Origin of the sequence: Companilactobacillus halodurans (assembly GCF_009600985.1) — a bacterium.
In the GTDB taxonomy this organism is placed as follows: domain Bacteria; phylum Bacillota; class Bacilli; order Lactobacillales; family Lactobacillaceae; genus Companilactobacillus; species Companilactobacillus halodurans.
In genome coordinates this window covers 1-1555 of record NZ_VDFP01000112.1, presented here as the reverse complement: position 1 = coordinate 1555, position 1555 = coordinate 1, and the positions used below count along the sequence as shown (strand labels likewise).

General features: G+C 35.4%; 2 protein-coding genes. Both read left to right on the top strand.

What is annotated here, in order from left to right; all coding sequences use genetic code 11:
• Nucleotides 1–848: fructokinase ScrK (scrK, locus tag FHL06_RS12845; RefSeq protein WP_153386982.1), on the top strand; the 848-nt coding region annotated here is incomplete at its 5' end.
• Between the two features lie 109 nt (nt 849–957).
• The coding region (locus tag FHL06_RS12840; protein WP_153386980.1) for a TVP38/TMEM64 family protein at nt 958–1555 on the top strand (598 nt) is incomplete at its 3' end.

Genomic DNA, 1555 nt, shown 5'->3' with positions numbered 1-1555 from the left:
GTGGGACAAAGTTTGTCTGTGCCGTTGGTGATGAAGATTATCGCATTAAAGATAGCGTACACTTTCCCACAACTACACCTGAAGAAACATTACAAAAAGCCATTGATTACTTTAAACAATTTGATATTGAAGCCTTAGGAATTGCTTCTTTTGGTCCCATAGAACTACGTAAAAATTCACCTAAATATGGTTACATTACATCAACCCCTAAACCAGGCTGGAAAGATACTGATTTCATTGGAACAATGAAAAAAAGTCTAAATGTCCCAATGTTTTGGACAACAGACGTTAATGGTTCAGCTTATGGTGAGTATGTTATGTCAACATTATCTAATGAAAAAATCGATTCACTAGTTTATTACACTATTGGTACTGGTGTAGGTGCTGGTGCCATTTCTGATGGTAAATTCATCGGTAATATGGGACATCCTGAAATGGGTCATACTTTCTTAAAACGTCATCCTGACGATCTTGATTTTAAGGGTATCTGTCCTTTCCACGGCGACTGTTTGGAAGGTCTTGTTGCTGGTCCTACCTTTGATGCCCGTCTTGGCAAGCCTGGTAAAGATGTTCCTCTTACTGATCACGTTTGGGATATCATGGCTTACTATGTTGCTCAAGCAGCCATTCAAGCCACTTTAATTTTAAGACCTGACAAAATTGTCTTTGGTGGTGGCGTTGTTAGTGAGGCATTCCTAGAAAAAGTTCGTACTCAATTTAAAGAATTATTGAACAATTATATTGAAGTACCTGCCTTAGACAAATACATCACGATGCCTGAAGTTAAGAATAATGGCTCAGCTACAATGGGTGATTTTGCCTTGGCTATTCGTGAATTACAAGACTAATCTAATAATAAAAAGTGATAATGAATTTATAGAAATATTAAATTCATTATCACTTTTCTTTATATTTATGCTAAGTTGGATTTATTAACTCCAATTCTGATGTATTGCCATGAAACTCCGTCATAAAATTTTCTTTATTACTATTGGTTTCGTTATTTTCATAACTTTATTTACAATTCTTTGGTTTAACTATCGTGATATAATTGAGAATTTTTTCAATTATACTTTTAATCGTCAAACCTTAATTACTCTTTTAAGAAGCCAAGGTAAACATAACGCCGTTATATTTATGGCAGTGATTGCTATTGGGTCGGCAATTCCTGGTGTACCAATCTCAGCCATTGCTATATTATCAGGCGTATGCTTTGGACGCTGGCTTGGATTCGGTATCAATATTTGTGGAATTGTTATTGGAAATCTATTAGCCATTAATATTCTTGGATCATTCCCTCATAAAGTTAAACCAAGTCGCTTTAGATCTTTAGCAGACCGTTTAAGGAACATGCGCCATCCAAGAATTGGTCTAAGTATCGGCTACGCGATTCCCATGTTGCCAACATTACTTGTCAATTACGCCGCTTTAGAATTGAAAATTTCATTGAAAAACAAAACCTTATGCATACTTATTGGTTCACTACCAGTTTCATTTCTATATGCCTTCGGTGGTGACGAATTGATTTTTGGTAATACTAAATTAGTTCTTATAG